Annotated in this window: 23 protein-coding genes; 8 read left to right on the forward strand and 15 right to left on the reverse strand. The window is 56.2% G+C overall.

The window, feature by feature from the left end; translation table 11 throughout:
* Positions 1-10 precede the first annotated feature (10 nt).
* The 4 genes from secD to queA are packed head-to-tail and all read right to left on the reverse strand — an operon-like array spanning position 11 to position 4,479.
* Positions 11-1,858: a protein translocase subunit SecD gene (secD, locus tag RAC90_RS13645; RefSeq protein WP_072021736.1), complete on the reverse strand. Its 1,848-nt coding sequence runs from the start codon at positions 1,856-1,858 to the stop codon at positions 11-13.
* 25 nt (positions 1,859-1,883) lie between these two features.
* On the reverse strand, positions 1,884-2,216 hold the full coding sequence (gene yajC / locus RAC90_RS13650; protein WP_006117993.1) for a preprotein translocase subunit YajC: 333 nt from the start codon (positions 2,214-2,216) through the stop codon (positions 1,884-1,886).
* Positions 2,216-3,364, reverse strand: coding sequence for a tRNA guanosine(34) transglycosylase Tgt (gene tgt / locus RAC90_RS13655; RefSeq protein ID WP_006117994.1), 1,149 nt, complete (start codon positions 3,362-3,364; stop codon positions 2,216-2,218). Before tgt ends, yajC begins: the two co-directional genes overlap by 1 nt.
* A gap of 44 nt (positions 3,365-3,408) precedes the next feature.
* A complete protein-coding gene (gene queA, locus RAC90_RS13660; RefSeq protein WP_006117567.1) occupies positions 3,409-4,479 on the reverse strand; it encodes a tRNA preQ1(34) S-adenosylmethionine ribosyltransferase-isomerase QueA in 1,071 nt (356 codons plus the stop codon).
* Positions 4,480-4,580: 101 nt separating this feature from the next.
* Here queA and RAC90_RS13665 point away from each other — a divergent pair, with 101 nt between their 5' ends.
* From RAC90_RS13665 to RAC90_RS13675, 3 genes are all read left to right on the forward strand, one after another.
* Positions 4,581-5,162, forward strand: a complete 582-nt coding sequence (locus RAC90_RS13665) for an ACP phosphodiesterase (protein ID WP_006117568.1) — start codon at positions 4,581-4,583, stop codon at positions 5,160-5,162.
* Positions 5,163-5,364: 202 nt separating this feature from the next.
* A complete protein-coding gene (locus RAC90_RS13670) occupies positions 5,365-6,180 on the forward strand; it encodes an inositol monophosphatase family protein (RefSeq protein ID WP_375124449.1) in 816 nt (271 codons plus the stop codon).
* Entirely contained in the window at positions 6,180-7,466 is a 1,287-nt protein-coding gene (locus RAC90_RS13675) for a histidine-type phosphatase (protein ID WP_375124450.1), read from the forward strand. The genes RAC90_RS13670 and RAC90_RS13675 overlap by 1 nt, the downstream gene beginning before the upstream one ends.
* Positions 7,467-7,633: 167 nt before the next feature.
* Here RAC90_RS13675 and proY read toward each other — a convergent pair whose 3' ends face one another.
* The 6 genes from proY to phoB form a co-directional block, all read right to left on the reverse strand.
* Positions 7,634-8,986, reverse strand: coding sequence for a proline-specific permease ProY (gene proY, locus RAC90_RS13680; protein WP_006117571.1), 1,353 nt, complete (start codon positions 8,984-8,986; stop codon positions 7,634-7,636).
* A gap of 70 nt (positions 8,987-9,056) precedes the next feature.
* Complete coding sequence (brnQ, locus tag RAC90_RS13685) at positions 9,057-10,376, reverse strand: branched-chain amino acid transport system II carrier protein (RefSeq protein ID WP_006117572.1); 1,320 nt, start codon at positions 10,374-10,376, stop codon at positions 9,057-9,059.
* Positions 10,377-10,766: 390 nt separating this feature from the next.
* On the reverse strand, positions 10,767-11,870 hold the full coding sequence (locus tag RAC90_RS13690) for a cobalamin-independent methionine synthase II family protein (protein WP_033738625.1): 1,104 nt from the start codon (positions 11,868-11,870) through the stop codon (positions 10,767-10,769).
* Between the two features lie 279 nt (positions 11,871-12,149).
* Entirely contained in the window at positions 12,150-13,070 is a 921-nt protein-coding gene (locus RAC90_RS13695; protein WP_375124451.1) for a PstS family phosphate ABC transporter substrate-binding protein, read from the reverse strand.
* Between the two features lie 13 nt (positions 13,071-13,083).
* Entirely contained in the window at positions 13,084-14,403 is a 1,320-nt protein-coding gene (gene phoR / locus RAC90_RS13700; RefSeq protein ID WP_375124452.1) for a phosphate regulon sensor histidine kinase PhoR, read from the reverse strand.
* Positions 14,404-14,417: 14 nt separating this feature from the next.
* Positions 14,418-15,107 carry a phosphate response regulator transcription factor PhoB gene (gene phoB / locus RAC90_RS13705; protein WP_014606457.1) on the reverse strand — a complete coding sequence of 230 codons (690 nt, stop codon included), beginning with the start codon at positions 15,105-15,107 and terminating at the stop codon, positions 14,418-14,420.
* A gap of 197 nt (positions 15,108-15,304) precedes the next feature.
* On the opposite strand from phoB, the gene sbcD reads away from it, so the two are divergent.
* Genes sbcD through RAC90_RS13720 form a run of 3 tightly spaced genes read left to right on the forward strand, consistent with a single transcriptional unit; the run spans position 15,305 to position 20,548 of the window.
* On the forward strand, positions 15,305-16,501 hold the full coding sequence (sbcD, locus tag RAC90_RS13710; RefSeq protein ID WP_039338511.1) for an exonuclease subunit SbcD: 1,197 nt from the start codon (positions 15,305-15,307) through the stop codon (positions 16,499-16,501).
* The gene (locus tag RAC90_RS13715; protein ID WP_375124453.1) at positions 16,498-20,172 is read left to right on the forward strand and encodes an AAA family ATPase; all 3,675 of its coding nucleotides are present in this window, start codon (positions 16,498-16,500) and stop codon (positions 20,170-20,172) included. The genes sbcD and RAC90_RS13715 overlap by 4 nt, the downstream gene beginning before the upstream one ends.
* 10 nt (positions 20,173-20,182) lie before the next feature.
* Complete coding sequence (locus RAC90_RS13720; RefSeq protein WP_277281403.1) at positions 20,183-20,548, forward strand: cell envelope integrity protein TolA; 366 nt, start codon at positions 20,183-20,185, stop codon at positions 20,546-20,548.
* 132 nt (positions 20,549-20,680) lie between these two features.
* Here the strand turns inward: RAC90_RS13720 and mak are convergent, their stop codons facing one another.
* Positions 20,681-21,586, reverse strand: coding sequence for a fructokinase (gene mak, locus RAC90_RS13725; RefSeq protein ID WP_033738617.1), 906 nt, complete (start codon positions 21,584-21,586; stop codon positions 20,681-20,683).
* A gap of 143 nt (positions 21,587-21,729) precedes the next feature.
* On the opposite strand from mak, the gene rdgC reads away from it, so the two are divergent.
* Entirely contained in the window at positions 21,730-22,641 is a 912-nt protein-coding gene (gene rdgC / locus RAC90_RS13730) for a recombination-associated protein RdgC (RefSeq protein ID WP_033738615.1), read from the forward strand.
* 33 nt (positions 22,642-22,674) lie between these two features.
* On the opposite strand, the gene ppnP is transcribed toward rdgC, so the two are convergent.
* From ppnP to aroL, 3 genes are all read right to left on the reverse strand, one after another.
* Entirely contained in the window at positions 22,675-22,965 is a 291-nt protein-coding gene (ppnP, locus tag RAC90_RS13735; protein ID WP_006117582.1) for a pyrimidine/purine nucleoside phosphorylase, read from the reverse strand.
* A 154-nt stretch (positions 22,966-23,119) separates the two neighbouring features.
* Complete coding sequence (locus RAC90_RS13740; protein WP_006117583.1) at positions 23,120-23,311, reverse strand: YaiA family protein; 192 nt, start codon at positions 23,309-23,311, stop codon at positions 23,120-23,122.
* A gap of 111 nt (positions 23,312-23,422) precedes the next feature.
* Positions 23,423-23,947 carry a shikimate kinase AroL gene (gene aroL / locus RAC90_RS13745; RefSeq protein WP_006117584.1) on the reverse strand — a complete coding sequence of 175 codons (525 nt, stop codon included), beginning with the start codon at positions 23,945-23,947 and terminating at the stop codon, positions 23,423-23,425.
* Positions 23,948-24,229: 282 nt separating this feature from the next.
* Between aroL and RAC90_RS13750 the strand changes: the two genes are divergently transcribed.
* A complete protein-coding gene (locus RAC90_RS13750; RefSeq protein WP_006117585.1) occupies positions 24,230-24,937 on the forward strand; it encodes a DUF2076 domain-containing protein in 708 nt (235 codons plus the stop codon).
* 1 nt (position 24,938) lies between these two features.
* On the opposite strand, the gene RAC90_RS13755 is transcribed toward RAC90_RS13750, so the two are convergent.
* A complete protein-coding gene (locus tag RAC90_RS13755) occupies positions 24,939-25,388 on the reverse strand; it encodes a YaiI/YqxD family protein (protein WP_375124454.1) in 450 nt (149 codons plus the stop codon).
* Positions 25,389-25,623 lie beyond the last annotated feature (235 nt).

Below are 25,623 nucleotides of genomic sequence, written 5' to 3' on the forward strand. Positions count from 1 at the left end.
AACGCACTCCTCAGATAGACAGCTTCTTAACGCGCTTGCCACCGTACATCAGGTTGATAATGGCGCGGGTTCCGACGATCGATGTGAACATGGAGGTCGCAATACCGATAGCCGTTGTAATCGCAAAGCCCTTAATGGAGCCCGTACCAATTGCATACAGAATCACTACCTTAATCAGGGTCGTCACGTTCGCATCGACAATACTGGAGAAGGCACCTTTGTAGCCCTCATGAATTGCCTGCTGTACGGAACGCCCGTTGCGCAGTTCTTCTTTGATACGTTCATTGATCAGGACGTTTGCATCGACTGCCACCGCCAGCGTCAGCACAATACCGGCGATGCCTGGCATGGTCAGCGTGGCCCCCGGTAACAGCGACATAATGCCGACAATCAACACCAGGTTTGCAAGCAGTGCGCTGGTCGCAATCAGGCCCACTTTCTTGTAGTACAGCACCATAAACAGGATGGAGGCGACCAGGCCCCACAGGCAGGCTTCCAGCCCCTGAGTAATGTTCTGCTGACCCATTGTCGGACCGATTGTCCGCTCTTCCACAATCTGGATAGGCGCAATCAAGGCCCCGGCGCGCAGCAGCAGCGACAGCTGACGTGCTTCGTTCGGGTTGCTGATACCGGTGATGCGGAAGCTGTTGCCCAGGCGTGACTGGATGTTGGCGACGTTAATCACCTCTTCCTGTTTCACCAGAATGGCGCGACCATTCGCATCTTTCTTACCGCTGTCTTTGTACTCCACAAACAGGGTCGCCATTGGTTTACCGATGTTGTCCTTGGTGAAGTTCGACATGATGTTACCGCCCGCGCCATCGAGTGAAATATTCACCTGAGGCTGGTTGTATTCGTCCATGCTGGAGGTCGAATCGGTAATGTGGTCACCGGTCAGAATCACGCGTTTGTACAGCACGACAGGCTGGCCGTCACGCATGTCTTTGACCTCGGAATCCCCCGGCACGCGACCATTGGCGGCGGCGGTCGGATCAACGCTGGTATTGACCAGACGGAACTCCAGCGTCGCGGTTGCGCCCAGAATTTCTTTGGCGCGCGCCGTGTCCTGAATACCTGGCAGTTCTACCACGATGCGGTCAGAACCCTGACGTTGCACCAGCGGCTCCGCGACACCCAGTTGGTTCACACGATTACGCAGGATAGTGATGTTCTGCTGAACGGCATATTCGCGCGCTTCGCTGAGGCGAGCATCGGTCATGGTGGCTCGCAGAGCATCGTTACCGCTGTTGCTGATCACCAGATCCTGATGACGGGATGACAGCCACTTCACGGCAGCGTCACGGCTGGCTGCGTCACGGAAACGGATTTCCACGCCGTAGTTAGCAATCTTGCTGACGTTGGTATAAGGGATATTCTTTTCGCGCAGGTCGCTGCGCAGGCTGTCCGCATTCTGCTCTTGCAGTTTGCTCAGGGCAGTGTCCATATCCACTTCCATCAGGAAGTGCACGCCACCGCGCAGATCGAGGCCAAGTTTCATTGGCTGCGCCGCCAGCAGGGTAAGCCAGCGCGGCGTTGCGGGAGCCAGATTCAGCGCCACAACATAGTTTTCGCCCAGCGCTTTCATGATCGCTTCACGGGCGCGCAACTGCACATCCGTGTTAGAAAAACGCGCCGTAATCGCCCCGTTTTCCAGGGCAACAGACTTCGCCTGAATATTATCTTGTTTTAATACGTTCTGAATTTGATCCAACGTTTGCTCACTGGCGGCGCTTCCGCGCGCGCCAGTGATTTGAACAGCCGGATCCTCACCATAAAGGTTGGGAAGTGCATATACCAGGCCAATGACAAGCACCACGACCAGCATTATGTACTTCCACAAAGGATAACGATTTAACACGGCAGTTCCCTTAGGGAAGTAAAAATTACAGCGCCTTCATAGAACCTTTCGGCAGGACGGCAGCCACGAAATCACGTTTAATAACCACTTCGGTAGTGTCGTTCAGCGCAATCGCAATGTAGCCGGTTTCTGCCACTTTGGTTACGCGACCCACCAGGCCACCATTCGTCAGCACTTCATCACCTTTGGAGATAGAATCCATCAGCTTCTTGTGCTCTTTTGCGCGTTTCTGCTGAGGGCGCAGGATCATGAAGTAAAAAATCAGGCCAAAGACGACCAGCATGATCACCAGAGAATACGGACTTCCCTGAGACGGTGCGCCTGCTGCAGCCACAGCGTCAGAAATGAAAAAGCTCATTAAATTTCCCTCATTGATGAATTATCAGACGTTAAAGGCGGAACCGCTTTGCCCGTCCGTTGGTAGAACTCGGTAACAAAGCGCTCTAATTTACCCTCTTCAATAGCCTGGCGTAAACCTGCCATCAGGCGCTGGTAGTAGCGCAGGTTATGAATCGTGTTCAGACGCGCGCCCAGTATTTCGTTACAGCGATCAAGATGATGCAAGTAAGCACGGCTGTAATTGCGACAGGTGTAACAATCACACTCGGCATCCAGCGGCGACACATCGTCTTTATGCTTCGCATTGCGGATTTTTACCACGCCGTCCGTCACAAATAAGTGACCATTACGTGCATTACGCGTTGGCATCACACAGTCAAACATGTCCACGCCACGACGCACACCTTCGACCAGATCTTCAGGTTTGCCCACGCCCATTAAATAACGCGGTTTGTCCTCAGGGATCTGCGGACAAACATGCTCCAGGATGCGGTGCATGTCCTCTTTCGGCTCACCGACCGCCAGGCCGCCCACAGCGTACCCATCAAAGCCAATCTCTACCAGACCTTTCACAGACACATCACGTAAATCTTCGTAAACCGAGCCCTGAATAATACCGAACAGCGCGTTCTTGTTGCCCAGGCTGTCAAAGCGGTCACGGCTGCGCTGCGCCCAGCGTAACGACATCTCCATTGAGCGTTTCGCATAATCCCAGTCGGCCGGGTACGGCGTGCACTCATCGAAGATCATGACGATATCCGAGCCCAGATCGTACTGAATTTCCATGGATTTTTCTGGATCGAGGAAGATCTGATCGCCATTGATCGGGTTACGGAAGTGAACGCCCGCTTCGGTGATTTTACGAATGTCGCCCAGGCTGAAGACCTGGAAACCGCCGGAGTCCGTCAGGATAGGGCCTTTCCACTGCATAAAATCATGCAGATCGCCATGCAGCTTCATGATTTCCTGACCGGGACGAAGCCAGAGGTGGAAAGTATTGCCCAGAATAATTTGCGCGCCGGTATCCTGCACTTCTTCCGGCGTCATGCCTTTTACGGTGCCATAGGTGCCCACGGGCATAAACGCCGGGGTTTCGACCACGCCACGATCAAAAATCAGACGCCCGCGACGCGCGCGACCGTCTGTGGTATCAAGCTCAAATTTCACAAGACCTCCATCGGAGAAACAGTCCGATGTTCAAAGTAAACAGATCAGGCGCCCACTTTTTCCAGCGGCGCCTGGGGGTTTTTGCTGATAAACATCGCGTCGCCGTAGCTGAAGAAACGGTATTCTTCTGCCACCGCAGCGCGATAAGCAGCCATGGTGTGCTGGTAACCGGCGAAGGCCGAGACCAGCATAATCAGGGTTGATTCCGGCAAATGGAAGTTGGTGATTAACGCATCGATCACCTGGTACTCGTAGCCCGGATAGATAAAAATTTGGGTATCGTCGAAGAACGGCGCAATCAGGGCATCCTGACTGGCTTTGGCGGCGCTTTCCAGCGAACGTACCGAGGTGGTGCCAACGGCGACCACTTTATTCCCCCGCGCCTTACAGGCCAGCACCGCGTCTACCACATCCTGCGGGACTTCCGCGTACTCCGCGTGCATGTGGTGATCTTCAATCGTCTCGACGCGCACCGGCTGGAACGTGCCCGCCCCAACGTGCAACGTGACAAAGGCCATTTCCACGCCTTTATCTTTGAGCGCCTGCAACAGCGGCTCATCAAAATGCAGCCCCGCCGTGGGCGCGGCGACGGCACCGGGTCGGGCGCTGTAAACCGTTTGATAAAGCTCACGATCCGCCTCTTCATCCGGGCGGTCAATGTACGGCGGCAGCGGCATATGGCCGACGCGGTTAAGAATGTCCAGTACGTCGCGGTCATCGTCAAAGGCGATCTCAAACAACGCATCGTGCCGCGCCACCATAGTGGCTTTCACGCTCTCGTCGTCACCCAGCAGCAGCGCTGCGCCAGGCTTCGGCGCTTTCGATGCGCGAACATGCGCCAGCACGCGCTTGTCATCAAGCATGCGCTCGACCAGCATCTCAATTTTGCCGCCGCTTGCCTTGCGTCCGAACACCCTGGCCGGGATAACGCGCGTGTTGTTAAACACCAGCAGATCTCCGGGCTGGAGCTTATCCAGCACATCCGTAAACACGCCGTGAGTGAGCGCGCCGGTTGGGCCATCCAGCGACAGCAGGCGGCAACCACTTCGTTGCGCCTGGGGATAATGGGCGATAAGAGATTCAGGCAAATCAAAAGCAAAATCGGCGACACGCATGACAGACTTCTTACTCAGAAAAACAGGCGGCACAGTTTAGCGGAAAACCGAACAATTCTGAACAACTGGCTGCGTAAACGGAGTTGCGCTTATAATGCCGCATGAATTTTCTTGCGCATCTTCACTTAGCCCATCTTGCCAACAGCTCTTTGCTGGGCAATCTGATGGCCGATTTCGTTCGCGGCGCGCCGCACCAACACTGGCCTGAACCGGTGGCCGACGGCATTCTGATGCATCGTCGCCTGGACGTAATGACCGATGCCCTGCCGGAAGTGCGCGCGGCACGCCAGCTTTTCCGGGCAGAGACCTATCGCGTCGCCCCCATCACGCTGGATGTCATCTGGGACCATTTTCTGGCGCGCCACTGGGATCGCGTTCATCCGTCACAAACGCTGCAAGCGTTTACGGCCCGTGCCGAGCGCGAAATCGTTCCGCAACTGGCCGCCACGCCCGAGGAATTTAAAGAACTGAATGCGGTGATGTGGCGAGAACGCTGGTTCGAACACTACGCCGATCCCCTGCGCCTTGAACGCGTGCTGAATGGCATGGCCCGACGTCGGCCAAGGCTGGCGGCACTCAGCGACTCTTACCAGGACTTCACCGCCCATTATCCGGCCTTTGAAGCCTGTTTCTTTCAGTTTTATCCCCGCCTGATGCAGTTGGCCGCCAGCCGGCAGCTGTGATTCACCCTCTTTATCAGGTAAGACGCGGCTTACCTGATAACGCTGAAAAAGCACGCAAACAGTACACCGACGATATTGCCATTACTGGCGCACTACGGCTTAATAAGCCTTGCTTAACTATGCTTTGCGCTACTCTCACTGTCAGACCGCCTGTTCAGGCGCTTCCTGTATTCGATGTGTTTTAAAATCATAAGAGGGAAACATGTCATCCGCTTCGCATTCTGAAATTGACGCGCGCTATCGCTACGCCTGCGAAATCGCCCGTGCCGCCGCAAGCCGCGCCTTGTCATGGTATCAACAGCGTCAAAAACTGGTGGTGGAACATAAAAGGGACCTTCAGGACGTGGTCAGTGAAGCTGACCGTAACGTTGAAGAATTAATTAAATCACTGATTGCAGAACGCTATCCCGAGGATGCGGTATTAGGTGAAGAGAGCGGTGGAGAAACAGGCGAGGCCCGCATTTTATGGGTCATCGATCCGATTGATGGCACCGCCTGCTTCGTCAATGGTCTGCATAACTGGTGCGTTTCGCTGGCCATCGTCTGCGAAGGTGAACCGGTGGTAGGCGTGGTTTGCGATCCCAATCATCAGGAGCTGTTTCACGCCCGCAAAGGCCAGGGCGCCTGGCTTAATGAGACCCGGCTTGAGGTTCATCAGGCCCGTCACCTCAACGAAGGGCTGTTGGGCATCAGTAATTCCAGCCGGGTGCCGGGAGAAAAGGTTACGCAGCTTATTGATGCGCTACTCAAACAAGGCGGGATGTTCATTCGCATCGGCTCCGGTGCATTAACCAGCGCCTGGGCCGCTGCCGGTCGCCTGATTGGCTATTATGAAGCCCATATGCATCCCTGGGACAGCCTGCCGGGCATCGTGTTAATGCGGGAAGCGGGCGGCGTCACCAATGACTATATGCGCAATGATGGCCTGAAAAACGGCAATCCCGTTTTGCTGGCGAATGCCGTAATCTATCCACAGATTAAAGCCCTTCTCGCGCACCAGGAACTGGAGGATGAATAATGTCTGCCTGTAGCCACCTGCGCGTAGTCGCGCTCTGTGCGTTATGGTTCGTGGCGGGGTCGCTTTACGCGGCGCCAGAATACCAGTTAGAGAAAGTGGTCGAACTCAGCCGACACGGGGTGCGCCCGCCGACGCCGGGCAACCGCCAGGAGACAGAGGCAGCAACCGGACAGCCCTGGCCCCGGTGGAGTACAGCGGACGGCGAGCTGACGGGCCATGGCTACAGTGCGGTGGTGAATAAAGCGCGCTGGGAAGGCGATCACTATCGCCAGTTGGGATTACTTCCCGCGGGTTGTCCTGACGCGACAGCACTCTACGTACGCGCCAGCCCTCTTCAGCGAACGCGCGCCACTGCCGAAGCGTTGGTGGATGGCGCATTTCCCGGCTGCAGCGTGGCGGTGCATACCGTCACGGGCGACGTCGATCCGCTTTTTCAGACGGAAAAATTGCCCTTTGCCCGCATCGATCCGCAGCGTGAGATGGAAGAAAAGCGGCGTGTGGCGGGCGATTTAGCACAGCGACAGCAGCAGCTCCAGCCCGCCATTCAGGCGCTTAAACAGGCGGTCTGTCCGGCTAACCGCGCGTGCCCGTTTTTTGATCGCCCCTGGCAGTTAAAGCAGACCAAAAGCGGCAGCGTCTATGTTGAAGGCTTAAGCACGCTGGCCGCCATGGTCGAGACGTTGCGCCTGGGCTACAGCGAAAACTTACCGTTCGCGAGGCTGGCGTGGGGCCACATCACTTCCGCTCAACAGATCACCGCCCTGCTCCCCCTGCTGACGGCCAGTTATGATCTCAGCAATGATGTGCTCTATATGGCGCAACGCCGTGGCTCGCTTCTGTTACAGCGGATGCTCGACGCCATTCAGGGGAACGATCCCGATGTACGATGGGTACTGCTGGTGGCCCATGACACGAATATCGCGATGGTTCGCCGCCTGATGGGATTTGAATGGCAACTGCCGGGTTATACGCGCGGTAATATTCCGCCGGGAAGTAGCCTGGTGATGGAGCGCTGGCGGGATACGCAAAGCAATCAGCGCTACCTGCGCGTCTATTTTCAGGCACAAAGTCTGGACGGGCTACGTCAGTTACAACCCATTAATGACCGTCATCCTTTGTTGCGTCAGGAGTGGCAGCAAGCCGGCTGCCATATCACCGACGTGGGTACACTGTGCCCGTTACAGGATGCGATTGCCGCGTTGGGTCAACAGCTGGACCGCAGCGCGATCGTTCCGGAATCCCTTATATTACCCGCGCAGAACGCATTAGCGCCCGTGTCGGGTTAACGGTGGGCTTTCTCTTATTTTTCGGCAACTTATTTAACGACGTACGCTTTTGCATTAGCATCGTTTCGTCAATCATCCCTCTGTTTGTTTCATTTGCTATGTGACGTTTTCGGCGAATCCTTTCGCCGATTTTATTTCGTCGTGTCAGTCGCCTTCGCGGCCGGGAATCAGGACGGCTTGCGCACCAGCTTATAACCCAGCAGCAACAGCACAATCCACACCATGCCCACGTAAAGTGAGATGCGCGTATCCGGAAAGTAGCCGATCAGGCCGATGATAAAGCATAAAAAGGCTACGCCGAAACCGGCTGTCCAGCTTCCGCCCGGGAGGGCAAATGTCAGCTGACGGGCTGCCGCTTTACCAATTTTGCGGCGAAACGCAATCTGGGACAGCAGAATCATAATCCAGACCCAGACGGTGGCAAAGGTGGCCAGAGAGGCAATGACCAGGAACACTTTCTCGGGCATCAGGTAGTTGAGCCAGACCGCAATCAGCATGGCAAACATCATGACTACTACCGTGACCCACGGAATCCCGCGTGCTGACACCTTCATAAACACTTTAGGTGCATGGCCCTGCTGCGCCATACCGTGCAGCATACGCCCGACACCGAACACATCGCTGTTAATCGCGGACAGGGAGGCCGTCAGTACCACAAAGTTGAGGATAGAAGCGGCAGCGGCAATACCCAGATGTTGGAAGGTCAGCACAAACGGGCTACCGTTGGTGCCCACCTGATTCCATGGATAGAGGGACATGATGACAAACAGCGTACCCACGTAAAACACCAGAATACGCATCGGCACGGAATTAATGGCGCGTGGGATGGAAGTCGCCGGATCCTTAGCTTCACCGGCCGTGATGCCAATAATTTCTATCCCGCCGTAAGCAAACATCACCATCTGAAGTGACAGCAGCATGCCAACAATCCCGTGGGCAAAAAAGCCGCCGTTGGTCCACAGGTTGTGAATGCCGGTCGGCTGGCCACCGTTACCGATGCCCCAGATGATCATGCCAAATCCTGCCAGAATCATCACAATAATGGTGGCGACTTTGAAGAAGGAGAACCAGAACTCCACTTCGCCGAACACCTTCACGCTCATCAGATTGACCGCGCCGATGATCAGCACGACGCTCAGTACCCAGATCCAGTGCGGCACCTCCGGGAACCAGACACCCATATAAATACCAAATGCCGTGACGTCGGCGATGGCCACAATCAGAATCTCAAAGCAGTACGTCCAGCCGGTGATATACCCAGCCATTGGTCCAAGATAATCCTGCGCGTAACGAGAAAACGAGCTGGCCTGGGGATTATTAACGGACATTTCTCCCAGCGCGCGCATGATAATGTACGCCACCGCGCCGCCGATAATATAGGCGAGCAGAACGCTCGGTCCTGCCATCCTGATGGCGTCCGCCGAGCCATAAAACAGCCCGGTGCCAATCGCCGATCCCAGCGCCATAAAACGGATGTGGCGCGTGCTCAGTCCGCGTTTGAGCTTGTTGGTTTCTTGCATAACAACCTGTACCTGTGAAATGAAAAAACCACGGGCAAGCCCGTGGTTAAAGAAGAATCAATCTTAGCCGTTACGAGTGAACTGTCACCTGTTCCGGCCCTTTTAACCGATCAACCAACGCCACAAGCAGCAACATCACCAGTGAGGGCGGCAACCAGGCAAGCCCCTGGTCGGCTAATGGCAGATGCTGGCTGAATGCGGGTAACGCCTCTTTAAACCCGGTGGTTTTGATTGCGTCAAGGATACCAAACAGCAGGCTGACAAGCATAGTCGGAGCAATGATTCGGCTGCTTTTGTTCCAGATATTCTGGGTAAAACTCAGCACAACCAGTACGATGCACGGCGGATAAATTGCGGTCAGCACCGGAATCGAGATCTGGATCAGATGACTCAGCCCCAGGTTGGAAACCACCATGGAGAACAGCCCCAGCACAAACACCAGCGTTTTGTATGACAACGGCAGATACTGGGCAAAAAACTCGGCGCAGGCACAGGTCAGGCCCACGGCTGTCACCATACAGGCAATAAAAATCAGCGCGGCAAGGAAGAAGCTGCCCATATCGCCAAAGGTGTGCTGTACATAGGCATGCAGAATCGCGGCGCCGTTAGCATTTTGATCGACCAGCGCCCCGCTTCCTGCGCCCAGTTTAAACAGGCTCAGGTAGACCAGCGTCAGCCCTACACCCGCGATAATCCCCGCCAGTACCGTATAACGGGTTAACAGTGCCGCGTTATCAATACCGCGTGAACGGGCCGCATTCACAATCACAATCCCGAATACCAGGGCACCCAGCGTATCCATCGTGAGATAGCCGTTCACGAAACCGCTGGAAAACGCAGCGCGCTGGTAGTCGGCGGTGGCCGGAATGGTGCCGCCTGCGGGCCACAGCAGGGCGGCAACGCCGAGCAGCGTCAGGGCGGCAATTTTCAGCGGTGCCAGAATATGCCCGACCGTATCCAGCAGTTTGCCGGGATAGAGCGAAATGCCCATCACCAGCACAAAGTAAATCAGGCTGTAGATGAACAACGGCAGTGCACCGTCGCCGGTGATCGGCGCGATCCCGACTTCAAACGACACCGTGGCGGTGCGCGGCGTGGCAAAGAGTGGCCCCACCGCCAGATAGCAGACAGTGGCCAGAACCACCCCGGCAATTTTACCAATCGGTGTACTCAGCGCGTCAATCCCGCCGCCGACGCGCGCCAGCGCAATGACGGTGATGACGGGTAATCCCACAGCGGTAAGCAGAAACCCTAAAGCGGCCACCCAGACATGTTCGCCTGACTGAATACCGACCATAGGAGGAAAGATAATGTTACCCGCACCAACAAACAGGGCAAACGTCATAAAGCCCAGCGCGAGAATGTCTTTAACGGTTAAACGATGTGTCATACGGCCTGTCACTGATGTTGCGATGAAAGATAAGTTTGCGTTGCCCCCTCGCTGCGCCATGACAACGGCTGATCAGACGACAGCAGCGCATTATGCGCAGCGTCCGGTTTAGCGCAGGTGATTTGAGCTGCTTTTTTTCTGTTCACAGAGGGATAAATCGACAACGGCCGTAAGTAAAACGTTTATAGCGAAGAAAGGCAATACGAGATCGGAAAACCAGAGGCTTATTTCGTGATTTAAGTCAAAATTAGTGGATCACATCAATATTAGCAGCAAGCACATCAGATGATGTGCCTTAATAATAAACAGGCCATGGGAAATACCAGCATACTGACGTCTTTTTATGCACAAGTGGCGCATATATTGCGCCACACTGCGCACTTTTGACGCTTACCAGACCTGATTCGCCACATCCACAACCAGACGAATCTTCTGCCACTGTTCCGCTTCGGTCAGGCTGTTCCCCTCTTCCGTTGAGGCAAAGCCACACTGTGGACTAAGGCAAATCTGGTCAAGGCTGAGGTACTGCGTCGCCTCCTGTAAACGTGCTTTTACCTGATCCACGTCTTCGAGTTCGCCGACCTTGGTGGTAATTAAACCAAGCACCGCCTGCTGATGACCCGGCCGGATAAAACGCAGCGGTTCGAAACCGCCGGAACGGTGGTTATCATATTCCAGGAAAAACGCATCGACATTAACAGTGCCAAACAGGATTTCGGCCACAGGTTCATAGCCGCCTTCTGAAATCCAGGTCGAACGGAAATTGCCGCGGCAGACATGCAGACCGACGGTCAGATCGGCCGGTTTATCCTCCAGCGCTTTATTCAGCACGCGGGCGTACGTTCGGGCCAGCTGCTCGGGATCGTCACCGCGCTCGCGGATCTCACGCTTTTGATCGTCCGAACACAGGTACGCCCACACCGTATCATCCAGTTGCAGATAGCGGCAGCCTGCCGCATAAAAGGCGGCGATTGCGTCTTTGTAAGTCTGTGCCAGATCGTCAAAGTACACATCAAGATCGGGATACACCTCCGGGTCGATCACTTTACGTCCGCCACGGAAATGCAGCACGCTGGGACTGGGAATCGTCATTTTCGCCACGGCATCCCCTGCGATGCCTTGCAAAAAGCGGAAATGATCCAGCATCGGATGCCCGTCAAACCCCAGTTTGCCGGTCACTTTGACACCGTGCGCTTTGGTCTGTACGCCGTTGAACTGAATGCCCTGATCGGCTTCAAAATGTTCCACGCCTTTCAGGCCGTAGAAAAAGTCAAAATGCCACCAGCCGCGACGGAATTCCCCATCCGTGACCACTTTGAGGCCGTTTTCACGCTGTTTTGCCACCACATCACGGATGGCTTCGTTTTCAACCTCACGCAACTCGTCAGCGCTGATTTCCCCCGCCTGGTATTTCTCGCGAGCCTGTTTGATCGCGGCAGGACGAAGAAAGCTGCCAACGGTGTCGGCACGAAACGGGGCGGTTTGTCTTTGCATGATCACTCCTTATCACGGCCAGATAATTTCGGCCGGGAATAGTTACATAATGTTATTTTAGCCTTCTGGATGGCTAAACGTCTAAATGCAGAGTGACATGCTGTTCTCTCAGCGGCAAACGAATAAAATTCACGTCGCCTGAAAAAAATTCATGTTGCATTGTCGCCGTCGGCTTTTCTGTCAGCGACCGCAGCACAGACAGCCTGATCGGGCTTACGGGTCCGGAGGCAGGCTGTTTCACGGTGACGCTACCGGCGTTTGTTGACGGGCAGGTGGACGTTATTCGAGCGAAGCGCGAGCCTGAGCAATCTGCGCCGCAGAGAGCGGCAAATACCCGGCCTCGCTGACGCGCTGTTGACCCTGACTGGAAAGCACCTGTCGTAAAAAGGCATCGACCAGTGGCGGTAAAGGTTTACCTGGCGCTTTATTCACATAGAGATAAAGCGGACGCGACCATGGATAGCGGCCGGTACGGATAGTCTCTGGATCCGGTGCCACCGCGTCGCCGTTTTTGGTCACCACAGGCAGCAACCTGACGCCGCTCAGATGGAAACCAAAACTGGCATAGCCGATGCTGCGGGGATTATCGGCTACGGCCTGTACCACGGCGGCAGAACCGGGAAACTCGGCCACGTCATTGCGGAAATCGCCCTGACACAGCGCCTGCTGTTTGAAAAAGCCCCATGTTCCCGAGGCGGAGTTACGGCCATAGCGCTGGATGGGACGCTGCTGCCATTCTGTCTCGCGCAGTCCCAGGTCACCCCAGCGTTGTGGAACCTGATGCGCGCCGCAAAGCCGGGTGATAGAAAAAACCGCATCGAGCTGACGCGGATCGATTTCACGCAGCGGGTTACGTTGATTGACCACCACGACCAGCGCATCCATTGCCACCGGCACGGCCAGCGGCGGATAGCCATAGCGCGCCTCAAAGGCCTGGCGCTCATCAGCCTGCATCGGACGACTCATCGCGCCCAGTTGAACGGCCCCGGCGGTCAACGCAGTGGGCGCGGTAGACGACCCCGAAGCCTGAACCTGAACGTTCACGCCAGGCGCCTGACGGCTAAAGTCATCTCCCCATAACGTCATCAGGTAGCCGAGCGTGTCGGAGCCGGCGCTACTGAGATTTCCGGACAGCATGACGGGCTGCGCCTGCCCGAGGGCTGGCAACAGCGAAAAGAACACCAAAAGAAAAGCGCGCATCGTTCCGGTCCGTTCACGATTGATGAACGGCATTCTCCTGCATCCCGTTACTGACAATCAACCTTAGCGCCAGGGTAAATGTAAAACAGGTTTCCTGATGCGGGATGCTGGTGATCTCCAGCCGGGCATTATGGTGACTCAACGCATGTTTGACGATAGCCAGCCCCAGCCCGCTGCCGCCGGTCGCACGTGAACGTGCTTTGTCTACACGATAAAAGCGTTCGGTCAGGCGCGGAATATGCTCAGCGGGAATACCGGGACCGTTATCGCAGACCTTAAATACCGCGCCCTGCTTGCTGCGTAACCAACTGATATCAATTCGTGTGCCGTCTGGCGTATGGTTGACCGCGTTGTAGACCAGGTTGGAGATGGCACTGCGCAATTGCTCGTCATTGCCAAACACTTTCAGATGCGGATCGGTGTGAAAATGGATTTGATGTCGCCCGCCGCTCAGCGTTTCCGCTTCATGTTGCAGCAGTTTCAACATGACCGGCACATCGACTTTTTCTTTCATATTGATGACCGGGGCCGCCTCAATACGCGACAGCGTCAGAAGCTGCTTCACCAGGCTGTCCATTCGGCGGGTTTGTTCTGACATGGTGTGCAACGCTTTGTCACGCGAACGTTGATTCATGACCGAGTCATTCATCATCTCCAGATAACCCTGAAGCACCGTCAGCGGCGTCCGGAGTTCGTGACTGACGTTGGCGAAGAAGTTGCGTCGTGCACCTTCCAGCTGGTGCATTTGCGTTACGTCGCGGGCCACCATCAACCACTGGCCTTCGCTGTAGGGCATAACACGAAATTCCATGTGATGCTGGTTATTCAGCACCAGCGTCAGCGGCTTGTCGAAATCGCGCTGGCGCAGATAACGTGAAAATTCAGGATAGCGCAGCAGATTAAGGATATTTTGCCCGTTATCTTCGGGCCAGCGCAGCCCGAGGTGCTGCTGTGCCAGGCCATTGCACCAGAAGATGGTGCCCTCTTCCGTTGTCAGGATAACGGCATCCGGCAGCGACTCTGCACCACTGCGAAACCGTTTGATCAGATGACCCAGCTCACGCCGCCGACGTCGGTTGCGCAGCTGCATTTGGTACAGACCGTAAAACAGCGGTTCCCAGCTTGCCTGACCGGAAGGCGGGGTCATCGTGCGATCCAGCCACAGCCAGTGCGACAGCCGCATCAGGTTATAAAAATGCCACAGTAAAATACCGACTACGCTGAGTAACAACAGCCACGGCAGATAGCCGAACAACAGGCCGAGTACCAGCGCAGGCAAACACGCCAGCACCAGTTCGGACAATAATCGCTTCCAGGAGAGGCGTTCCAGCACGGTTAAAGCTCCGTTTAAAAGCGGGCAGAGAAACGATAACCTGTTCCGCGGACGGTTTGTACCATGCGATCGTGACCGGTCAGTTCCAGCGCTTTGCGCAGACGGCGAATATGCACGTCAACTGTACGATCTTCAACATAGACGTTGGTGCCCCAGACGTGATTCAGTAGCTGTTCACGGCTGTAAACACGTTCAGGATGGGTCATAAAGAAGTGGAGCAGCTTGTACTCTGTCGGCCCCATCTCCAGCGGCGTGGTTTCCGACATCACCCGGTGCGAGGAGGGATCCAGGCTCAGGCCCTGCATTTCAATTACATCTTCGACCGCCATCGGCGAAATGCGACGCATCACAGCTTTGATACGGGCCATCAGCTCTTTCGGTGAAAACGGTTTGGTAATGTAGTCGTCGGCCCCGACTTCCAGGCCACGCACGCGATCTTCCTCTTCGCCACGGGCGGTCAGCATCATGACCGGAATATCACGCGTCATCGCTTCACGTTTAAGGTGTTTGATAAACTGAATGCCGCTGCCGCCAGGTAACATCCAGTCCAGCAGGATAAGGTCAGGCCAGGGTTCAATCAGCTTACTGACGGCGCTGTCATAATCTTCTGCCTCAATCGGCTGATAATCATTTTGTTCCAGAACGAAACATAACATCTCACGGATTGGAGCTTCATCTTCCACAACTAAAATGCGCTTAGCCATTATGACTCCTGCAGGTAGGACGGCTTTCACTGATATTTGCGGCGCCATTATGCGTCAGTTTTGTGACACTTTTATGAAAAAGTTAGCCATAAAAACCGGCCTGCAACAACCATTTATGACAACATGACGACATGTTTTGTGGCTTTAGTGATGGAGCCAGTATAATCGCCGGGCGATTTGTTATGGCAGGGAGTGTTATGCGCATTATCCATACCGCGGACTGGCACCTGGGGCAGTTCTTTTACAACAAAAGCCGGGCCGCTGAGCATCAGGCCTTTCTGGACTGGCTGCTGGCCCGAATTGAAGAGCATCAGGTGGATGCGCTGATTGTGGCGGGTGATTTATTCGATACCGGCACACCGCCCAGCTATGCACGTGAAATGTTCAACCGCTTTGTGGTGGCGTTACAACCCAGCGGCTGTCAGCTGGTGGTGCTGGCCGGAAATCACGATTCGGTGGCGACGCTGAACGAGTCGCGTGAACTGCTCGCCTGCCTGAATACCCGCGTGATTACCACGCCGCAGGACGGGGACGATGTGCTGGTGTTAACGACGCGTCGGGGCGAACCGGGCGCGCTGCTGTGCGCCATTCCTTATCTGCGGCCACGCGATATTATGCGCAGCCAGGCCGGCCAGTCAGGACGCGATAAACAGCGCAGCCTGCTGGAGGCCATTACCGCCCATTATCAGCGCAGTTTTGCTGCCGCGCAGGCGCTGAATCTGGCGCTTCCCATCGTCGCGACCGGCCACCTCACCGCCCTCGGCGTCAGCAAAAGCGACTCAGTGCGCGATATCTATATTGGTACACTGGATGCCTTTCCGGCCTCGGCCTTTCCGCCTGCGGATTATATTGCGCTGGGGCATATTCATCGTGCGCAGCGCGTGGCCGACAGCGATCATATTCGCTACAGCGGTTCGCCGATTCCGCTCAGCTTCGATGAACTGGGCAGCGAAAAAAGTGTGTTCCTGCTGGATTTCAGCCCGTCAGGCCTGACGGTCACGCCCCTGACCATTCCCCTGTTCCAGCCAATGCAGGTCCTGAAAGGCTCGCTGGCGCAAATCACCCGGCAGCTCAGCCAGTTTTCTGCGCCCGACGGGACCAAACCTGTCTGGCTGGATATTGAAGTGACCACGCAGGAATATTTAAGTGATTTGCAGCGTCAGGTAGAAGCGCTGACAGCTTCCCTGCCCGTAGACGTTTTGCTGCTGCGCCGCAGCCGTGAACAGCGCCAGCACAGTCTGGCACAGCTGGATAAAGAAACCCTGAGCGAACTGAATGTGGAAGAAGTGTTTGCCCGACGACTGGCGCTGGATGACGCGCTGGACGCGGATCAGATTGCCCAGACCACCCTGCGGTTTAAACAGACGCTGGCGGATCTGGAGGAACAGCCATGAAAATTCTGACGCTGCGCTTCAAAAATCTTAACGCGCTCAAAGGTGAGTGGTTTATTGATTTTCGCACCGAGCCGTTTGCCAGCAACGGGCTGTTTGCGATTACCGGCGCGACGGGCGCCGGTAAAACTACGCTGCTGGACGCCATCTGTCTGGCACTGTATCACCAGACGCCGCGCCTGGGCGGCATCTCTCAGGGGCATAACCCCCTGATGACACGCGACTGTGCCGAGTGCCTGGCGGAGGTCGAGTTTGAAATTAAAGGCGAAGCCTGGCGGGCATTCTGGAGCCAGAACCGCGCGCGCGGCACCGCTGACGGTAAACTGCAGGCTCCCCGCGTTGAGCTGGCACGCTGCGCCGATAATCAGATTGTGGCAGATAAAGTGAGCGATAAGCTCAAACTTACGGAAACGCTGAGCGGGCTGGATTTTGCGCGCTTCACCCGCTCAATGATGCTGTCACAAGGCCAGTTTGCGGCGTTTCTTAACGCCAAAGCCAATGAGCGGGCAGAACTGCTGGAAGAACTGACCGGAACCGAAATTTATGGTCGTCTGTCCATGGCCGTGTTCGAACGCCACAAAGCGGCCAAAACGGCGCTGGAACTGTTACGCAGTCGGGCAGGCGGCATGGCGCTGCTTGATGAGGCAACCCGTACTGCACTGCACCAGCAAAAAAAGGCCCTCAGCGACACTGAACACCAGCTGACTGCCGCGCTTGCCGTGGCGCAGGCGCAGCAACAGTGGCAGCAACAGCATCAGCAGGCTATTGCGGATACAGAGCAGGCAACCGCGGCCCTCGCTGCGGCAGAGCACACCAGTCAGGCGGCAGAGCCGGATCGTCAACGTCTGGCGCGCAGTGAACCGGCGGAGAAACTGCGCGGTCCGTTGCAGCAACGTGACAGTCTGCTGGCCGAACGCAACGCGATGCGGGAACGTCAGCAGCAGCTCAGCCAACAGATGCACACGGCCACACAGGCGCATCATGTGTTGCAGCAACGCTATGCGGAAACGGACACGGCGCACGAACAGTGCCGACAGCAACAGCAGCAGCAGGAAACGCTGTTGACCGGGCAGGTCATTCCGCTTGATCAGTCTCTCTCTGCCTTATACGAGCACATTCAGCAGCTACAGCAGGATGCCGAACGGCAACAGCAACACTGCGCTCAGCGCGAAGCCGCGTTACACAGCGAAGCCCGCCAGGTGCGCCACCTGCAAGAGACGATTGCTCAACAGCATGCCCTACGTGAGCAGTTAGCTGACATGCCGCAATGGGGTGAACACCTTCCGATCTGGAAAGAGCGTTTTGCCCAACTGACCCGCTATGAAGCGGCACAGGCTGAGCTGGATCAGCAGATACAGCAGCAACAGCGCCACATTCATCAGCGCCAGGGGGATATTGAGCAGCTGGCACAGCAACTCACGCCACTGGATCAGGCCGCACAGCAGGCGCAGCAGTCCTTGTCTCAGGCTGAGCAAGCACTAACTTCCCTTCAGAACGCGCATCCACCTGAAGCCTTACGTCAGGCACTGAGCCAGCATCAGCAACAGCGCGAGGCGCGCCATGCGCTGACGATAGTGGCCGCGCAGTGGCAACCCCTGCATCAGCAGCGCACGCAGTACGAAAAACGCCTGCATGAGCTTGAGACGGCTCAGCAGCAGGGTGAAAGCGCACTGCTGACGTTAAGAGAAGCCTGGCGACGGGAAAAACAGCAGCTCAGCGACGTAGAGAAAATTTGCCAGCTCGAAAGCCAGATTGCTGACCTGGAACAGTACCGCGCCCGGCTTGAAGCCGGGCAGCCCTGCCCGTTGTGCGGCGCCTGCGAGCATCCTGCGGTCGAAACCTATCGTGCTCTGGAAGTTAGTGCTAACCAACAACGTAAAGCCGAGCTGCAAAAACAGGTAGACGCGTTGAGTGAAACCGGGACGGCAAAGAAGGAGCAGATAAAGCAGCTACAGGCTCAACAGCAATCTCTGCGCGAAGAAATCACGGGTCTGACCCAACAACTTGATGCCCTTTCTCAACAATGGCAGGAACTGAGCAGTGAGCTGGCGCTCACCTTCCCGCTGACAGATACGGATGCAAGAATCGCGTGGCAGCAGGCGCAAAATCGCCACGAGCAGACGCTTACGGCCCGGCTTGACGCACTGGAGCAAGCCGAGCGCGCGGTGCTGGCGGCCAAAGATCACCACCTGCGGCAGCACCAGACATTACAACAGCATCAGCAAACGCTACTGTTGACTCAGCAGCAACTGGAAAGCCAGCACCAGGCGCTTCAGGCGTTACATCAACAGCAGCGTCAGGCCGCAGAAAACGGCCAGCAGCTTGAAGCCGCGCTGGCACAGCAGTTCAGCGACGTGGCGTTATCTTTACCTGAACGTACGGCGCGCGACAACTGGCTGGCAACCCAGCAAGAGCGCTGGCAGCGCTGGCAAGAGAGTGAGCGGTTGCTTGCTAACCTGCAGCCGCAACTTGCACGGGCGGAAACACAGGCTGACGCGCTGCAACAGCAGTTACAGCTTGAGCAGCAACGCCTGGATCAGCAGCGGCAGCAGCTCACCGCGTTACAGCAGCAGGCACATGAAAAACAGCAGCAGCGTCAGGCCCTGTTTGGCGATCGCGATGTGGCTCAGGCGCGCCAGCAGATGCAGGTGCTCGTCGATCAGCACGAGGCGCAACTTACTCAGCAGCGCAACGCACTGCATCAGTCACAGGCAGAGGTCAGCCGTCTTAATGGCCAGTTGACGCTGCTGGAAAGCCAACTGCAGAGCCTGTCCGGGCGCGTCACGGAAGCAGAACAACGCTTCAGCGCGGCGCTGGCGGCGGCCGAATTCGCTGATGAAACGCACCTGCGCGCGGCATTGCTGGATGAACAGGCGGCGCAGCAACTGCGTCAGCAGCTTCAGCAGATTGACCAGCACCGTCTGCACCAGCAGGCACGCCTGGCAGAACTGCAGCAGCGGCTGGCGGCACATCAGCAGCAAAAACCGGCTTTGATGCCGGATTCACCGGACGTGCTGGCGGCAGAGCTGGCGCGCTTACAGCAGTCCCTGCGTGAAAATGCAAACCAGCAGGGCCAGGTACAGCAGCAGTTAGACAGCGATGCCAGCCTGCGAAACCAACAGCAAACGCTACTGGCGCGTATTGCGCAGGATGAGACGGCGTTAGCGCAATGGACCCTGCTTAACGATCTTATTGGCTCGGCAACGGGCGATAAATTCCGGCGCTTTGCCCAGGGGCTTACGCTCGATCACCTGGTGGCCCTGGCCAACCGTCAGTTAGATCGCCTGCACGGTCGCTACCTTTTACAGCGACGTGCCAGCGATGTGCTGGAACTGGATGTGGTGGATACCTGGCAGGCCGACAGCGCCCGCGATACGCGCACGCTGTCCGGCGGAGAAAGTTTCCTGGTGAGCCTGGCGCTGGCGCTGGCACTGTCTGACCTCGTCAGCCATAAAACCCGCATTGAGTCGTTATTTCTGGATGAGGGCTTTGGTACGCTGGATGCCGAAACGCTGGACACCGCTCTGGATGCCCTGGATGCGCTTAACGCCAGTGGCAAAACTATTGGCGTCATCAGCCATGTTGAAGCCATGAAAGAGCGCATTCCCGTTCAGATTAAGGTACGCAAAATGAATGGCCTGGGTTACAGCACCCTTGACATCCCCGGCCAGTAGGAGGTTAACCATGTTGAGATGGACCGGTATTTTCGCGGTTGCCCTGCTGCTTTTAGCAGGCTGCAGCCAGCCGCACGGCGCTGATGCCAGGCACTGCGCGCCGAACATGACGCAGACTCAGTGCCAGGCCGTCGACCACTATATCGCGCAGGTGAATGCCGTGGTGATGCGCAATTTTCATCACGCGCAACGTTACACAGGCCAGCGCTGCCTGGTGACGGCACAACGCCGCGCGGACGGCCGCTATAACGTCATGCGCACAGAAGGAAATGAATCGTTATGCCTGAGCGCCTGGCAGAGCGTGAGTAGCGCGCGTGATATGCCCCTTCCGCCTCAGGGCGCGCCCCGGCAATGGGTATTTGCTTTTGCCCCGTAACCATAACGCGGCAGCTCGCGCCATCGCGGCCTGAACGTAAATGCAGATGCGCCCTTTCGGAAAGTCCTGAACCGGCGGTGCAGCCTGACGGTGATGAAGCCTGAAAACTGGCGGTTCACCGTCCACAACGGATTACTCAGGCCAGAGCCAGGCGGCTCCGCGAACACCGCTCGAATCCCCGTGTACGGCTTTCAGTACCGGCGTTTCACATTCGCCGCCAAATACCCATTTTTTCATCAGTGTGGGGACGGTCTGGTACAGACGATCCACGTTGCTCATGCCGCCGCCCAGAACAATCACATCCGGATCGATCAGGTTAACCACCTGGGCCAGCGATTTGGCCAGGCGCATTTCGTAGCGGCTCATAGCCAGTTCCGCCACCGGATCCTGCTGTGCCAGCAGGTGAACAATCTCGGCACCTTTGCGTGCAACGCCGCTTAAACGCTGGTAATCAGTGGCAAAGCCGGTGCCCGAGACAAAGGTTTCAATACAGCCCTGTAATCCGCAATAACAGGGCACTTCAGCGCGATAGCGCAGTTCATCTTCGTCCATCCACGGCAGCGGATTGTGGCCCCATTCGCCCGCATTACCATTACCACCGATACGGGATTCGCCGTTTATCGCCACGCCCGCCCCCGAACCGGTGCCAATAATCACTCCAAAGACCAGCGGCTTACCGGCACCCGCGCCGTCAACGGCTTCGGATACGGCCAGACAGTTCGCGTCGTTGGCAATGCGGACGTCACGATTCAGCGCGTGCGCCAGATCCTTGTCCAGCGGCTGTCCGTTAAGCCAGGTTGAGTTCGCGTTTTTTACCCGCTGCGTGTAGGGCGAAAGCGTGCCGGGAATACCGAGGCCTACCGTGCCCGTCTGTCCGGTCTTTTCTTCCGCCAGACGCACCAGATCGACAATAGCCTGTACCGTAGCGGCATAGTCGTTTCGGGGCGTGGAAACCCGATGGCGAAACAGCTCGCTTCCCTCGCTGGACAACGCAATCACTTCTGTTTTGGTGCCGCCCAAATCAATGCCGATGCGCACGGTTTATTCCTCATTATTCGTTAGGGGATTCTTACACTAAAAGGCGATGCCCTTAAAGGCAATGAAACCGCATCGATGTTTCGCTATCATGCGCACACTTAGTGAGATTTGTGCGCCCGATCGCGCCACGGTAAGGAATCCTGATGTTGTGGTTTAAAAATATGATGGTTTATCGTCTGAATCGTGACATTCCGTTGTCCGCAGACGACATGGAAAAACAGCTTGAGGCATTCACCTTCTCGCCTTGTGGCAGCCAGGACATGAGCAAGACCGGTTGGGTGTCACCGATGGGAAACCGCAGCGATGCGCTGACCCATGTGAATAACGGTCAGATTGTCATCTGCGCGCGCAAAGAAGAGAAAATTTTGCCTTCACCGGTGGTGAAGCAGGCGCTGGAAGCCAAAATTGACAAGCTTGAGGCAGAACAGAGCCGTAAGCTGAAAAAAACCGAAAAAGATTCGCTCAAGGATGAAGTGCTGCACAGCCTGTTGCCGCGTGCCTTCAGCCGTTTCAGCCAGACGTTTATGTGGATCGATACCGTTAATAATCTGATCATGGTGGACTGCGCCAGCGCGAAAAAAGCCGAAGATACGCTGGCCCTGCTGCGTAAAAGCCTGGGTTCACTGCCGGTCGTACCTCTGACGCTGGAAAGCCCGATTGAACTGACGCTGACCGAGTGGGTACGTTCCGGCGATCTGCCCGCAGGCTTTGCCCTGATGGATGAAGCCGAGCTGAAAGCGATTCTGGAAGACGGCGGCGTGATTCGCTGTAAAAAACAGGACCTGGTATGCGACGAAATCGCCAACCATATCGAGGCCGGCAAGCTGGTGACAAAACTGGCGCTCGACTGGCAGGAACGGATTCAGTTCGTCCTGTCGGATGATGGTTCCGTGAAGCGCCTGAAATTCAGCGATACGCTGCGTGATCAGAACGACGATATCGATCGGGAGGATTTTGCTCAGCGCTTCGATGCCGACTTTATCCTGATGACCAGCGAACTGGCCGCCCTGACCAGTAATCTGATTGAAGCGTTGGGTGGTGAGGCTCAGCGGTAAAACAGGCGGCCGCAAAAGATGCGGCCGTTTTTTTCAGTCTTTCAGATAGCGGCAAAGATAAGAGCTGGGCTCGCCTACCTGCAGATGAAACTCGCTGTGACCCGGCACGTTAAATACCGATCCCGCCTCGAACCATTTCCACTCTGTTTCCCCCGGCAGCAACACTTTCATTGATCCACTGACCACGGTCATCTCTTCCGGCTGGGCAGTGCCAAAGGTGTATTCGCCTTCTGCCATCACACCAACGCTGGCACGACCGGTGCTCGCACTGTCAAAACCGATGGATTTAACTTTTCCGTCAAAATACTCACTTACGTTGAGCATAAATCTTCCTCACAGCACATTAGGGTGACTGGCAGTGTAGAAGCGAACTTGCTGATCTGTCACGCGAAATAATGAGCGAATGTGATCGCTGGCGGTGACAAGGGACGGGGATAAGACGGGCGCGCATCGACGGCATCCTTGCCAGCGCGACGGCTTACTCTTTTTCTACATCTTCGTAACGTTGTTTCGCATCATGCGCTTCCTGCTCTGAATCGTGCTCACTGATGAGTGAATCCGGCTTCGGATGATCGGCTCGCAGTTGCCAGGACGTGACTTTTTTACCTTCGGGGCCTTTTTCCACGGTCACAACGCGCGCTTCTCTGGGGTAAGGAGGTCTTGACGGCATCATTTGTCCCTCTTGGCTGAATGACATTCCACACGACAGGCGGTTGCCCGTCATGGAATAAGTATAGTCAAAAAGGCGTAAATCGCGGCGGGAAGGAGATAAATCTGACGGTTAGCTGGCGCGTGCCAGCGATAACGACTGCAGAATTTGCTCAACAACGCGTTCCGGCGGCTGCATCGCGTCCACTTCATGGTGAGCGGCCATACGATACAGGTGGGCACGGGCGCGCAGCACCTCTGTCATCTCTTCAGCGATGGGCCGTCCGGTCAGCGTCGGGCGCTGCGCAGCTTCAGGCTGGCTTTCCAGACGCCGGGCAAGCACCTCAGAAGGCGCACTTAACCAGATAACCTGACCATGTTCGCGCATATAGCGGCGGTTGACCTCTGCCAGCACCATGCCACCACCGGTCGCGATGATGGTTGAGGGCGCCGTCACGGCTTTCAGCGACTCTGTCTCCCGCGCACGAAAGCTTTCCCAGCCTTCCGCCGCGACAATTTCAGCCACGGTACGCTGGGTCGTGAATTGCAGGTGGTGATCGGTATCGCGGAAGGCATAACCCAGCGCATGAGACAGGGCTTCACCGATGGTGGTTTTTCCGCAGCCGCGCGCACCAATCAAAAAAATGGACAAGGACATCTGGGCACTTCCTCCGCCGTACAGCCCATAACAGCTGCAGGTCTGGCTTAAATAATACGCGCATCATAGCGGGAAATGATGGCGGCCTCTACCCATTGAGCGTATTTTACGCACAGTCAGACAACCCATTGCATTAAGCTTTTTATAAACAATGAATTAACCATGCACATTTTGTGCATGAACACCGTATTTTTGTCTCTGCAACATTTGCTTACCGCCACGAATTTACATTGCTGCTCATCGCCCCCATATACTGTTTACAGTCGCAACGGGAGAGTAATCATGCAACGCGAAGAACAACAACTGATTGAAAATCTGTTCAGCCGTTTGAAACAAGCGGAAAGCCAGACAGCGGCGCGCGATGCTGCTGCCGAACAACTCATCAAACAACACCTGCAGGAACAACCAGGCGCGCCCTACTACATGGCGCAGGCCATTCTGATTCAGGAAGCGGCCCTTAAAAAACTTAATGAACGTATTAAGGAACTGGAAAACCAGCTGGCGCAACAACAGGCGCAGCAGCAGCCGAAGAGCAGCGGTGGATTTTTATCCAGCCTGTTTGGCGGCGGCAGCGCCCAACCGCAGCCAGCTCAGCCGCAGTGGAACAGTGCGCCGCAACAGGCACCGCAACCGCAGCAACCTTATGCCAGCGCCCCGGCGCCACGTGGCAGCGGCTTCCTGGGCGGTGCCCTGCAAACCGCCGTTGGGGTGGCAGGCGGTGTAGTCATGGCCGATATGCTGACCAGCATGTTCCATCATTCTCAGCCGCAGGAGATCGTTAACATCATCAACGAGCAGCCGTTGCCGCAGGTGGACGACAGTCTGAATACCTTCAACGGTGGCAACGATCAGTCGTTCCTTGACCAGAACGGGGCGGATAATCAGTCTTTCCTGGATCAAAGTAACGGCTGGAGTGATTCCTACGCCGACAACGGCGACCTGAATGATTTTGGCGGCAATGACTTCGACGACGACGACAACTTCGTCTGATTTAGCGCTGGCGTTGTCGGAGCCAGCTGTCTAATTCATTGGCAAACTGCTGGCGGTCCCGTGGGCTTAATGCGGCGGGGCCGCCTGTCTGAACACCGCTGGCGCGCATGGTGTCCATAAAATCGCGCATGGTCAGTCGTTCGAGAATGGTTGCTGGTAAATAGCGTTCCCCGCGTGGATTCAAGGCTGCCGCGCCCTTCTCAATCACTTCCGCGGCCAACGGAATATCGGCCGTAATCACCAGATCGCCGACGTTTACGCGCTTAACAATCTCATTGTCCGCCACATCAAATCCCGCAGGCACCTGCAGTGTTCGCAGCCAGGGCGAAGGTGGCACCCGCAGGGACTGGTTAGCCACAAAGGTCACCACGGTTTGCGTTCTGTCCGCTGCCCGGTACAGCACGTCCTTAATCACGTTAGGACAGGCATCAGCATCAACCCAGATAGCCATCGTTATTCCTTGTTCTGCAAAAGAGTGACGATGGTAACCTGTTTTGCTGATCGGGTTGAGTGAAAAACACAGCCCTCTTTAACGCAGAACCTGCTTTAGCCGACCTGGCTGCACCGCCACTGCGCCTTAATGCGCAGCGCACCGCGCCATGTCCTGGCACGGTTAAACGCCTCCGGTCAGCGGGGGGACAGCAGGCCGTTCAGCACAGGGCTAACTTGTTATTAATCCTGTCTGC

Origin of the sequence: Pantoea sp. CS_6 (genome assembly GCF_041954745.1) — a bacterium.
GTDB lineage: Bacteria > Pseudomonadota > Gammaproteobacteria > Enterobacterales > Enterobacteriaceae > Pantoea > Pantoea stewartii.